Here is a 10,826-nt window from a genome sequence, read left to right on the forward strand (position 1 = left end):
CTGTGGCCCATCGGCCGCGCGGGCCCCACCGGGGGCGGGGCGCGTGCTCAAGCCGCAGGTTGCGACGGCTCGAGGGGCGCACATTGCTCAATGAGCGCGGGTAAGTCGGCGCGGGCGCGCCCCGGCAGGATCCCGCGCCCCGGCAGGATCCAGCTCGAGCGGCAGGATCCCGCCCGAGCGCGGCCGGATCAGCCGAGCTCGGGCGAGGGCCCGCGCTTAGCTGAACGCCCGGTCGAATGCCGTGACGGGCGACGGCAGCGCCGTCTCGCCCATCAGGAACGCATCGACCGAGGCCGCCGCCGCGCGGCCCTCGGCGATCGCCCACACGATGAGTGACTGACCGCGACCCGCGTCGCCGGCGACAAACATGCCGGGCAGTGACGTTGAGAAGTCCTGCTGGCGCTCGAACGCGCCGCGGCTGTCGTGCCCGAGCGCGAGCCCGTCCTCGTCGATCGGCTCGGGGCCGGTGAACCCCATCGCGATGAGCACGAGGTCGGCCTCGATGAGGTGCTCGGTGCCCGGGATCGGCTCGCGGCCGTTCTCGGTGAACCCCGTCTCGGCGATGTGCAGCCCGCGCAAGAGCTTGCCGCTCTCGTCGGCCACGAACTCGACCGTCGAGGCGAGGTACTTCCGCTCGCCGCCCTCCTCGTGGGAGCTCGACACCTCGTAGAGGGTCGGGTGGACGGGCCAGGGCTGCGCCTCGGTCCGGGTCTCGGAGGGCTTGCGCCCAATCGCGAGGTTCGTGACCGACCGCGCGCCCTGTCGGTGCGCGGTGCCGACGCAGTCGGCGCCGGTGTCGCCGCCGCCGATCACGACGACGTGCTTGCCCGCAGCGTCGAACGGCGACACGTCAAGCGCCCCGGACTGAACACGATTCGAGGCGACGAGGAAGTCCATCGCGGGCATGACGCCCGTGAGCCCTCGGCCGGGGATTTCGAGCTCCCGCGGCACCGTGGCACCCGTGGCAATCACCACGGCGTCGTAGCGCCGCCGCAGCTCGCCCCAGCTCATGTCGCGGCCGATCGTCACGCCGCAGCGGAAGCGCGTGCCCTCCGCCTTCAGTTGCGCGATGCGGCGCTCGACGAGCTCCTTCTCCAGCTTGAAATCGGGGATGCCGAGGGCGAGGAGCCCGCCGGGCACCTCGTCCCGTTCGTACACGGCGACCGTGTGCCCGGCGCGGGTGAGCTGCTGCGCCGCGGCCAGGCCGGCGGGTCCCGAGCCGACGACGGCCACGGTCTTGCCAGTGAGCCGCGACGGCGACTGCGGCTGCACCCAACCATTCTCGAACGCCTGATCGATGATGCTGTTCTCGATCTGCTTGATCGTGACCGCCGGCTGGTTGATGCTCAGCACGCAGGCGGACTCGCACGGCGCGGGGCAGGCGCGCCCCGTGAACTCCGGGAAGTTGTTCGTGGCGTGCAGGCGCTCGATGGCCTCCTGGCCGCGGCCGCGGTGGGTCAGGTCGTTCCACTCGGGGATGAGGTTGCCGAGCGGGCAACCCTGGTGGCAGAACGCGACGCCGCAGTCCATGCAGCGTGATGCCTGTCGCGCCACCACGGTGGGGTTGGCCGGGTCGACGACCTCGCGCCAGTCCATCAGGCGCAGGGCGACCGGTCGCTTCGGGGCGAGCTCGCGCTCGCGTACCGTCAGAAAGCCGCGCGGATCAGCCATTGGTTGCCTCCAAGATTTCCGACCAGACCTGGGTGCCGTCTGGGTCAATGCCGTGTGCGCTCGCGCGCTCGCGAATCTCGAGCACCCGAGAGAAGTCGCGCGGGATCAGGCGGGTGAAGCGGGCGAACACCCGCTCCGGGTCACGATCGATCGCGCCGAGCAGGTCCTCCGCCACGGCGGAGCCGGTCTGCTCGAGGTGCCGCTTCAACAGCGCTCGGATCTTCTCGCGAACGGCCAGCAGCGCGGGGGTGACGGGGGCGGACCCGCCGCCGAGCGGCTGCACGAGCAGCGCACCTGAGGCGAGCTCGGCCGCGTTCAGCGACGAGAGTGTGAGGTCGAGTACGACGGCCTCCCCGCCCGACATGCCGGCGCCGATGTTGCGCCCGGTGGGGCCGAGGATGAGGGCGAAGCCGCCCGTGAAGTACTCGAGCGCGTGGTCGCCGGTGCCCTCGACGACCGCGGTGGCGCCCGACCCGCGAACGAGGAACCGTTCGCCGACGACGCCGGCGATCCAGAACGAACCGCCCGTCGCCCCGTAGCCGATGACGTTGCCGGCGATCACGTTGCCGGCCGCCCGGTGCCCCGATTGCGGGCTGGGCAGGATCGAGATCTCGCCGCCCGAGAGCCCCTTGCCGACGTAGTCGTTCGCGTCGCCGAAGAGCCGGAGGTGGATGCCCGCGGGCAGAAAGGCCCCGAGCGACTGCCCGGCCGACCCGGTAAGGGTGATGTCGATCGTCTCAGCGGGCAGACCTGCCGCGCCGAAGCGCTTCGTCACCTCGTGCCCGAGCATTGTGCCGACGGCGCGGTCGGTGTTGCGAATCGGGAGGTGGATGACCGCCGGTTCGCGGCGCTCGAGGGCATCCCGCGCCATTCCGAGCAGCTGCTGATCAAAGTGCTCGGCGACCTCGTGCTCTTGCGCGCGGCCGAAGCGACGCGGCTCGCCCTCCGGGAACTCCGGTCCGCGCAGGATCGGCGTGAGGTCGAGCCCGTCAGCCTTCCAGTGCGAGATCGCGTCGTTCACGTCGAGCGCGTCGGTGTCGCCGACCGCCTCGTCGAGGGTGCGGTAGCCGAGCTCGGCGAGCAGTTCGCGCACCTCCTCGGCGAGGAACGTGAAGAAGTTGACGATGTGGTCGGCCTGGCCGGTGAACCGCGCCCGCAGGTCGGGGTTTTGTGTCGCGACGCCCACGGGGCAGGTGTCGAGGTGGCACACCCGCATCATGATGCAACCCGCCACCACGAGCGGGGCCGTCGCAAAGCCGAACTCCTCGGCGCCCAAAAGGGCCGCGATCATGACGTCACGCCCGGTCTTGAGCTGGCCGTCGACCTGCAGGACGACCCGCTCGCGCAGGCCGTTCAGCATGAGGGTCTGCTGCGCCTCCGCGAGGCCGAGCTCCCACGGGGATCCTGCGTGCTTGAGCGAGTTCATGGGGCTCGCGCCGGTTCCGCCGTCGTGGCCCGAGATCAGCACGACGTCCGAGAGCGCTTTGGCGACGCCGGCGGCGACCGGCCCGACCCCGCTCTGGGAGACGAGCTTGGTGCTGATCCTGGCCCCAGGGTTTGCGCGCTTGAGGTCGAAAATCAGCTGCTTCAGGTCCTCGATCGAGTAGATGTCGTGGTGCGGCGGGGGCGAGATCAGCCCGACGCCCGGGGTGGCGTGCCGGGTCTCGGCGATCCAGGGGTACATCTTCCCCGGCGGCAGCTGGCCGCCCTCGCCGGGCTTGGCACCCTGGGCGAGCTTGATCTGGATCTCGTCCGCGTGGGTGAGGTACATGCTCGTGACGCCGAAGCGTCCCGAGGCGACCTGCTTGATCGCGCTGCGGCGCTCGGGATCGAGCAGGCGGTCCTCGCTCTCCCCGCCCTCGCCGGTGTTGGACTTGCCGCCCAGACGGTTCATCGCGATCGCGATGGTCTGGTGCGCCTCCTGCGAGATGGAGCCGTAACTCATCGCGCCGGTCGCGAAGCGCCGCACGATGGCCGAGACGGGCTCGACCTGATCGAGCGGCACGGACGGCCTGGTCGGCGCGAACTTGAGCAGGCCGCGCAGCGTCATGAGGCGCTCCTGCTGCTCGTTCACGCGCGCGGTGTACGCGCCGAAGATGTCGCGGCGGCCCGTGCGGGTCGCGTGCTGCAGCTTGTAGATCGTCTCGGGGTCGAAGAGGTGCTCCTCCTCGCCCCTGCGCCAGCGATATTCGCCGCCGGTGGTGAGTCGCCGGTGCGCGAGCGCCGCGACGTCGTCGGGGTAGGCGGCGCGGTGCCGTGCGGCGACCTCGCGCGCGATCACGTCGAGCCCGACGCCGCCGAGGCGCGAGGCGGTCCCGGTGAAGTAGCGGTCGACGACCTCGGGCGAGAGCCCCACGGCCTCGAACGTTTGTGCGCCGCAGTAGGACGCGACGATGGAGATGCCCATCTTGCTCATCACCTTGAGCATGCCCTTGCCCAGCGCCTTGATGAGGCGGGCGACGGCCTCGGCCTCGGTCACCCCGGTGATCGAGCCGTCGCGCACGAGCAGCTCGACGGTCTCCATCGCGAGGTAGGGGTTGACCGCGGCGGCGCCGTAGCCGATGAGGGCGGCGACGTGGTGCACCTCGCGCACGTCGCCGGCCTCGGCGATGAGGGCGACGCGCATGCGCTGCCCCGAGCGGATGAGGTGGTGGTGCACGGCCGAGACGGCGAGCAGGGAGGGCACCGGGGCAAGGTCCTTGTTCGAGTCGCGGTCGGACAGGATGAGGAACTCGGCGCCCTGCTCGATCGCCGCGCTGGCCTCGCGGCACATCGCATCGAGCCGGTCCGAGAGCCCCTTGGCGTCGGAATCGACCGGGTACAGGCCCCGGATCGTGACCGAGCGTTCCTGCAGCGGGTCTTCGCCGAAGTGCTGGACGCGGGCGAGGGAGTCGTTGTCGATGACCGGGAAGTCGAGGATGACTTGGCGGGCGTGGTCGGCGGACTGGGTGAGCAGGTTATTCTGCGGCCCCATGCCGGCGCGGAGGCTCGTCACCAGCTCCTCGCGCAGCGCATCGAGTGGCGGGTTCGTGACCTGCGCGAACTGCTGCACGAAGTAGTCGAAGATCAGGCGTGGGCGGTCCGAGAGCACCGCGATCGGTGTGTCGGTGCCCATCGCCGCGAGCGGCTCGAAGCCCTCGCGGGCCATCGGCGTGAGCAGCAGGCGCAGCTCCTCCTCCGTGTACCCGAAGGTGCGCTGGCGACGGGTGATCGACGCGGGCGGGTGCACGAGGTGCTCGCGCTCGGGCAGATCCGACAGCCGGATCCTGCCCTCTTCCAGCCAAGTGCCCCACGGGGCGGCCAGCGCGAGTTCCTGCTTGACCGTGTCGTCCTCGCGCACCTCGCCGGTCGCGAGCGTGACCGCGAGCATGCGGCCGGGCTTGAGTCGCCCGCGCTGCACGACGCGTTCGGGCGCGAAATCGAGCACACCCGTCTCGCTCGCGATGACGAGCAGGCCGTCGTCGGTCACCTGGAAGCGTCCGGGGCGCAGGCCGTTGCGGTCGAGCAAGGCGACGAGTTCCTTGCCGTCGGTGGCGATCATCGCGGCGGGGCCGTCCCACGGCTCCATCAGCAGCGAGTGGTACTCGAGGAAGTCGACGAGCTCGGGGGCGAGGCCGGTCTCGGACTCCCACGCCTCGGGCACCATCATGGCCAGCGCGTGCGGCAAGCTGCGGCCCGCCTGGACGAGCAGCTCAAGCACCTCGTCAAAGCTCGCCGAGTCGCTGCCGCCGGGCGAGCAGATCGGCAGGATCGGGCGCAGATCGCCGAGCAGCTCGGACTCGAGCTGCCCCTCGCGCGCGCTCATCCAGTTTCGGTTGCCGCGCACCGTGTTGATCTCGCCGTTGTGGGCCACCATGCGCAGCGGCTGGGCGAGGCTCCACGACGGGAAGGTGTTGGTCGAGTAGCGCGAGTGCACGGTCGCGAAACGGGACGTGAACCGCTCGTCCTGCAGCTCGGGGTAGAAACTCGAGAGTTGCAGCGTCGTGACCATGCCCTTGTAGACGATCGTCCGGGCCGACAGCGACGGCAGGTAGCAGCCGGTCTCGTGCTGGATGCGCTTGCGGAGGCGAAAGGCCCGGCGTTCGAGCTCGTCGGTGTCGAGGCGCTCGCCCGCGCGGGCCGTCAGGATGAGCTGCTCGATCGCGGGGCTCGCGGCCCGGGCGCTCTCGCCGAGCACCTCGGGGCGCACATCGACCGTGCGCCAGCCCAGCACGTCGAGGCCCTCTTCGGCGGCTATCGCGCCGATGCGGTACCGAGTCGCGCGGCGCTCGGTCGAGGCCTGCGGCAGGAAGGCGATGCCCGCGGCGTAGAGCCCGGGCGCCGGCAAGCGTACCCCCGGCAGCTGCTCGGCAAGCGACTCGCGAATGAGCTTGTCGGGAATGTCGCTGAGGATCCCGGCGCCGTCGCCGGTGCCCTCGTCCGAACCCACCGCGCCGCGGTGCTCGAGGTTCTCGAGCGCCTCAAGGGCGAGCGAGATGATCTCGTGGCTGGCCGTGCCGGTCAGCGCGACGACGGCGGCAAGCCCGCACGCGTCGCGCTCGTTCGCGGGATCGTACAGTCCGCTCGCCGCCGGAAACCTGGTGTGTGCGGTGTGCGGGGTCGCGTCGTAGGTGTTCATCGACGTCCTCTCAATCAGCGGGACGTCGGTGGCCCGTGAGAGAGCCAGCTGCGACGAGTGTCGCTGCGGCATCGTCGTCGCAGCGAAGCAGGGTGGCTCGGAGATCCGAATGTAACACCCAAATATTCGGTGAAAGTAATCCACCGAGGCGCTTCCTGCAGAGAAAGCGGCATTTTTTGCCAGAAACACGAATAATCTGCGGGCGACGGTCGATTATCCCGCACAGACAGACTGTCTGGAACGCCGGAAATTTCGAACAGTCCCGCGGCGACTCGGCAGGATCCGGCCCAGCGATCGAATCGGCCGGATCCTGCCGAGGGGTCGCTGGAGCGAGCGCGCGGGAAACCTAGCCGATCGTGGCGAACCGTTCCACCGCGGAGGACTTGCCCGAGACGATGATGAGGTCGTGCGCGGACACCACGGTGGTGGGCGTCGCGTAGGTGAAGTCCTCGCCGGGGGTCTTCACGCCGACGACCGTGACCCGGTGGCGGGTGCGGACGCCGCTGGCCTCCAGGGTGAGGCCTCGGATCGAGCGAGGCGGGTACATCTTCACGAGCACGAAGTCGTCGTCGAACTGGATGAAGTCGAGCATGTTGCCGCTCACGAGGTGGGCGACGCGTTCGCCGGCCTCGCGCTCGGGGTAAATGACGTGGTTCACGCCGATGCGCTCGAGGATCTTGCCGTGCGACTGCGAGATCGCCTTGGCCCAGATCTGCGGGATGCCGAGGTCGACCAGATTCGCGGCGACCAGCACGCTCGCCTCGATCGACGAACCCACCGCGACGACGGCAATCTGGAACTCCTCGGCGCCGACCTGGCGCAGCGCGTCCATCGAGCGGGCGTCGGCCTGGACGGCGTGTGTCACGCGATCCGCCCATTTCTGCACGAGGGTCGCGTCAGTGTCGACGACCAGCACCTCGCGGTCGAGCCGGTCGAGCTGGCCGGCCGTCGCGGCGCCGAAGCGGCCGAGGCCGATCACGAGGACGGGGGCGTCATTTCTAATGTCAACCAACGATCGGCCTTTCTTCGGGGAGACGGAACATGCGTGAGCGGCTGCTCGCGGCGATTGCCGCGGCAAGCGTGACCGTACCCACGCGGCCGGCCCACATGGTGGCGGCCAGAATGTACTTCACGGCATCGGGGCCCTCGGCGGATAAGCCCGTGGAGAGCCCACAGGTGCCAAACGCCGAGATCACCTCGAAGAGCACGATGTCGAGCGGTTTGCCGCTGATGTGCAGGATCGCGATCGTCGCGGAGGCGACGATGGTCGAGCCCCAGATGACGACCGAGACAGCGACGCGCAGCACCTCGACGGGGATCTGGCGGCCAAACGCCTGCATGTCCTGGTAGCCGCGAGCCTCAGCGAACGCCGCGATGAACAGCACCGCGATCGTGGTCACCTTGATGCCGCCCGCGGTCGAGGCGGAGCCGCCGCCCACAAACATCAGCATGTCCATCACGAGCATGCTCGAACCGTTGAGGTCGAGCGGGTCGATCACGCCGAGGCCCCCCGAGCGGGTCATGACCGAGGCGTAGCCCGTTCCCAGAACGGTCTGCCAGAAACCCTGTTCGCCGTAGGTTGCGGGATTATTGAACTCGAGTCCGGCGATCAGGATCCACCCGGCGACGACGAGCAGCAGAGTCGTCACGAGGGTGAGCTTCGCGTGCAGCCCGAGCCGTCGATGCGTTTTCCATCCGCCGCCCACGGCGTACCGGTACAGCGCAAAGATGACGGGGAAGCCGATGCTCCCGAGAAACACGCCGAGCGCGAGCACGATGAGCATGTACGGGTCGGTCGCGAACTCGGTGAGGCCGGTGGGGAGCGGCACGAACCCCGTGTTGGTGAATGCCGAGGCAGCAAGGTAGAAGCCGTACCAGAGCGAGTGCAGGGGGTCATAGCCGGCCGCCATGAGGCGGGGTGTGATGAGGAGCGTCAGGGCTGCCTCGATGGCGAGCAGGCTGATGGCCACCGCCGACAGTAGACCGCCGATCTCGCCGAGCCCAATGGCCTGGCTCTCGCTTGCGCCGCGCCCGGTGCGCATGGGGTTGGAATCGGTGGCGGCCAGCAGGCGCTGGCGCAGGCCCAGTCGACGGGTCACCGTGAGGCCGAGAATGCTGGCGAGCGTGAGCACGCCGATTCCGCCGATCTGGATGCCAACGAGGATCACGATGTCGCCGAACAGCGACCACTGAGCCGACATATCGACGGTGGAAAGACCGGTGACGCAAATCGCCGAGACGGCGGTGAAGAGTGCGTCCACCAGCGGGGTTACGGTGCCGGACTTCGCCGACATCGGCAGCATGAGGATCGCGGTCCACAAGAAAATCAGGCTCGTAAAGACGAGGAGCGCGAAGCGCGGCGGAGAGGACTGGATGATCCGTGTCATCCAGGAGCGGCGCCCGAGAGTGCTACCGCTCTGGCGAAAATCGCCCCGCCGCGTGGCGTTGCTTACCCTCACTGACTCTGCTTCCTGAACGAAGTTCCGCGGTGACTCCTAGAAACTGGAGACTCGGCGGTTGTCATCGTACACACTTCGCGGGATACGCTGGGAGCATGCCAGACATTTTCGGGGTTATCGCCGACGCGACTAGGCGCGACATCCTGCAGATCCTTCTCGAGCGCCGCATGCGCGACGAGGAGATCAGCGTGTCTGAGATCGTGGCCCAAATGGAGACCAGCCAGCCGACCGTATCGAAGCACCTCAAAGTGCTGCGCGAGGCCGAGCTCGTGACGGTGCGTGAGGACGGGCAGCACCGCTACTACTCGCTGAACGCCGAGCCGCTCGAGATGGTCGAGGACTTTGTGATTCCGTTCCTCTCGGCGGGCTTCGACACCGAGGTGACCGTCGAGTACGTTACCGAGTCTGGCGAGGTACTCGGAGGCGCCGGCGGATCGCTCGACGGCTTCGACGAAGCGGAGATCCTGTCTGACAGTGTCGCGGCCGCCGCCGAGAAGGTCGGCCGCGCCGCAGCCATCGCGGAGCATCAAGTGAAGGAACTTGTCGCCCGATTCCGCCTGCGCGGATAGCCGGAACGGCGCGGTTTTTACGCCGAGTTTGCCGGGCGGTTCGCGCTTCGTCGCAAGCGACGGTAGGATAAGTGTTTTGTGGGCCACGAACGACCGAGGTCCCGCTGACTTTGTGAGGTAATCGTGGGTTCTGTCATTAAGAAGCGCCGCAAGCGGATGGCGAAGAAGAAGCACCGGAAGCTGCTTCGGAAGACTCGCCACCAGCGTCGCAACAAGAAGTAGACGTAGCCTCAGAGCAACGTGACGGCACGGCGCCGAATCCCCTCGGGGGCTCGGTGTCGTGCCTTTCTTGTGCCCGGCGTGCGCGCCTGAGCGGACGCGTATCCGCCTGCGCCGAAGCGTAGAATACGAGGATGCGCACGGTTCAGCTGACTCTCATCGGGAAGCCCGGGTGTCACCTCTGCGACGAAGCACGCGAGGCGATCGAACTCGTGCGCGCGGCCGAGGCGGACGTCTCGACGGAGTTCGTCGAGCTCGACATTCTGCAGGACGCGGCCCTGGCGACGAAGTATGCCGAGGAGATCCCTGTCGTGCTCGTGAACGGGCGCAAGCACAGCTTCTGGCGGGTCGATCCGGCACGCCTGACCACCGCAATTCGGAAAGCGAGCACGAAGAAATGGCCTTTCGCCACATCGTCAACTGGAAGCTGAGCGGCGAGAGCGTCGCCGACCGTGACGCGCAAGCGGCCGAGATCGCCGCGGCGCTCGAGCCGCTCGCGACCCTCGTGCCCAGTGTCCGTGCGCTGAGCGTGCACCGCAATGAGCTCTTTCCTGGCGACAACTGGGACCTCACGCTGATCGTCGACTTCGACGACGCCGAGGGTCTCGCGCTGTACGCGACGCACCCGGATCACGTCGCGGCAGGTGCGGTCGTGAAGTCGCACGCGGTAGGCCGCGTCGCCACCGACTTTACGGTCTAGTTTCCCGTTCGGGAGAGGGGGCGCTCCCGTGCAGATGCAAGCGCTCGCCGACGGTGTTGAAGAGGCTGATGATCTCCGCGGGCTTTGCCCCCTCGGCCCGCATAGAGTGCGGCGTCGTGGTGGCGAACTCGGCGGCCTCGCCGCGTGCGAGCACGTGCTCCCGGTCTCCGAGCACCAGGCGCAGGCGCCCCGAGAGCACGTACAGCCACTCGTGACCCTCGTGGGTTTGTAGCGGGCGTTCTGGTGCGTCAGGGTGATACGTGATCTTGAAGGCCCGCACCTCAGACTCCTCCCGCGTGAGCGGGGCGATCGTGAGCCCGTCTCTCCGGATTGCCGGGCGATGCACGCGCGGGTCGAGCGCCGGCTGATCGAGGAGGTCGTCCACGCGGATGCCGAGCTGGCGCGTCAAGGGCAGGATTAGCTCGAGGCTCGCCTGACGCTTGCCCGACTCAAGTCGGGACAGCGTGCTCACCGACATGCTCGCTCGTCCCGCGAGTTCTTCGAGCGTCCAGCCGCGCTCCTGTCTCGCGGCGCGCAGCCTTGGCCCCAGTAGATCGAGTTCGTTCATCGCGAAATCTCCTTGCTGTTTC

9 protein-coding genes are annotated in these 10,826 nt (G+C 68.6%); 4 read left to right on the plus strand and 5 right to left on the minus strand.

Annotated features, from left to right (window positions below; all coding sequences use genetic code 11):
* Positions 1–216 precede the first annotated feature (216 nt).
* The 4 genes from KOE53_RS07200 to KOE53_RS07215 form a co-directional block, all read right to left on the minus strand.
* Entirely contained in the window at positions 217–1,671 is a 1,455-nt protein-coding gene (locus KOE53_RS07200) for a glutamate synthase subunit beta (RefSeq protein WP_188057955.1), read from the minus strand.
* Positions 1,664–6,289, minus strand: coding sequence for a glutamate synthase large subunit (gene gltB / locus KOE53_RS07205; RefSeq protein WP_188057956.1), 4,626 nt, complete (start codon positions 6,287–6,289; stop codon positions 1,664–1,666). Before gltB ends, KOE53_RS07200 begins: the two co-directional genes overlap by 8 nt.
* A 346-nt stretch (positions 6,290–6,635) precedes the next feature.
* On the minus strand, positions 6,636–7,301 hold the full coding sequence (locus KOE53_RS07210) for a potassium channel family protein (RefSeq protein WP_188045544.1): 666 nt from the start codon (positions 7,299–7,301) through the stop codon (positions 6,636–6,638).
* Positions 7,294–8,676, minus strand: coding sequence for a TrkH family potassium uptake protein (locus KOE53_RS07215; protein ID WP_223160162.1), 1,383 nt, complete (start codon positions 8,674–8,676; stop codon positions 7,294–7,296). The genes KOE53_RS07210 and KOE53_RS07215 overlap by 8 nt, the downstream gene beginning before the upstream one ends.
* Before the next feature lie 167 nt (positions 8,677–8,843).
* On the opposite strand from KOE53_RS07215, the gene KOE53_RS07220 reads away from it, so the two are divergent.
* From KOE53_RS07220 to KOE53_RS07235, 4 genes are all read left to right on the plus strand, one after another.
* Positions 8,844–9,317: an ArsR/SmtB family transcription factor gene (locus KOE53_RS07220; RefSeq protein WP_188057957.1), complete on the plus strand. Its 474-nt coding sequence runs from the start codon at positions 8,844–8,846 to the stop codon at positions 9,315–9,317.
* A gap of 123 nt (positions 9,318–9,440) precedes the next feature.
* Positions 9,441–9,539, plus strand: a complete 99-nt coding sequence (locus tag KOE53_RS07225) for a 30S ribosomal protein bS22 (protein WP_003792170.1) — start codon at positions 9,441–9,443, stop codon at positions 9,537–9,539.
* Positions 9,540–9,670: 131 nt separating this feature from the next.
* Positions 9,671–9,967, plus strand: a complete 297-nt coding sequence (locus KOE53_RS07230; protein ID WP_188057958.1) for a glutaredoxin family protein — start codon at positions 9,671–9,673, stop codon at positions 9,965–9,967.
* Positions 9,934–10,236 carry a Dabb family protein gene (locus KOE53_RS07235; protein WP_188045547.1) on the plus strand — a complete coding sequence of 101 codons (303 nt, stop codon included), beginning with the start codon at positions 9,934–9,936 and terminating at the stop codon, positions 10,234–10,236. The genes KOE53_RS07230 and KOE53_RS07235 overlap by 34 nt, the downstream gene beginning before the upstream one ends.
* Here the strand turns inward: KOE53_RS07235 and KOE53_RS07240 are convergent.
* A complete protein-coding gene (locus KOE53_RS07240; protein WP_188045548.1) occupies positions 10,226–10,804 on the minus strand; it encodes a helix-turn-helix domain-containing protein in 579 nt (192 codons plus the stop codon). The two genes, KOE53_RS07235 and KOE53_RS07240, sit on opposite strands and share 11 nt — an antisense overlap.
* Positions 10,805–10,826 lie beyond the last annotated feature (22 nt).

This window comes from Leucobacter sp. CX87, from assembly GCF_018682295.1.
Lineage (GTDB): Bacteria > Actinomycetota > Actinomycetes > Actinomycetales > Microbacteriaceae > Cx-87.

Coding starts and splice junctions, on each gene's coding strand:
- KOE53_RS07200 (WP_188057955.1), bottom strand. CDS start 1,671: ATGGCTGATCCGCGCGGCTTTCTGACGGTACGCGAGCGCGAGCTCGCC.
- gltB (WP_188057956.1), bottom strand. CDS start 6,289: ATGAACACCTACGACGCGACCCCGCACACCGCACACACCAGGTTTCCG.
- KOE53_RS07215 (WP_223160162.1), bottom strand. CDS start 8,676: ATGACACGGATCATCCAGTCCTCTCCGCCGCGCTTCGCGCTCCTCGTC.
- KOE53_RS07220 (WP_188057957.1), top strand. CDS start 8,844: ATGCCAGACATTTTCGGGGTTATCGCCGACGCGACTAGGCGCGACATC.
- KOE53_RS07230 (WP_188057958.1), top strand. CDS start 9,671: ATGCGCACGGTTCAGCTGACTCTCATCGGGAAGCCCGGGTGTCACCTC.
- KOE53_RS07235 (WP_188045547.1), top strand. CDS start 9,934: ATGGCCTTTCGCCACATCGTCAACTGGAAGCTGAGCGGCGAGAGCGTC.
- KOE53_RS07240 (WP_188045548.1), bottom strand. CDS start 10,804: ATGAACGAACTCGATCTACTGGGGCCAAGGCTGCGCGCCGCGAGACAG.